The sequence below is a fragment of the Clostridium sp. AM29-11AC genome, from assembly GCF_003480545.1.
GTDB lineage: Bacteria > Bacillota > Clostridia > Lachnospirales > Lachnospiraceae > Otoolea > Otoolea saccharolyticum_A.
The window spans coordinates 1-740 of the sequence record NZ_QUJI01000059.1; the positions used below are offsets into that span (position 1 = coordinate 1).

The window sequence follows — 740 nt, forward strand, 5'->3', positions numbered from 1 at the left end:
ACAAGCATACAGGAACGCCTTTGGGAACTCCGCAAGGACAAAGGCTTAAATCTGGAAGAGTTGTCAGAGTTGACGGGTATTTCCAAATCAGCTCTTGGAAGTTATGAGAAAGAGGATTATAAAGAAATCAATCATGGCAACCTTATCACACTGGCAGACTTCTATGGGGTTTCCGTTGATTATCTGCTGTGCCGGACAGAGAACAGGGAGCAGATCAACACGCCATTGACGGAGTTGCATTTGAATGATGAGATGGTTGCTCTCCTGAAAAGCGGTCGGATTAACAACCGTCTGCTCTGTGAGCTTGCCACACATAAAGATTTTATCAAGTTTCTTGCGGACATTGAGATTTATGTGGACGGGATTGCCACCATGCAGATTCAAAACCTCAATGCCCTTGTTGATACTGTCCGACATGAAATCATTGAACGGTATCGCCCTGGCGAAGACGACCCCCATTTGAAAGTGCTACAAGCCGCCCATATCAGTGATGATGAATATTTCAGTCAGATGGTACGGGATGACCTCAACCTCATTATCCGGGATATTCGAGAAGCCCATAAAAAGGACAGTGAGAGTGCACCCCAGACCACTGTTGCCAATGAACTGAAAGAAAATCTGGAAGCGGTCGAAAATTTCAAGGGCAGCCGGGATGAAAAGCTGGTTGTCCTTTACTGTAAACAGCTCGGTATCAACTATAAAAATCTGTCAGACGAAGAATTTCGCTGGCTGATTCGGAT

1 protein-coding gene is annotated in these 740 nt (G+C 45.4%); it reads left to right on the forward strand.

Going from position 1 to position 740, the window contains the following annotated elements:
• Positions 1-740, forward strand: a 740-nt coding sequence (locus DW757_RS17195; RefSeq protein ID WP_147355654.1) for a helix-turn-helix transcriptional regulator, incomplete at both ends; no start/stop codon positions are given.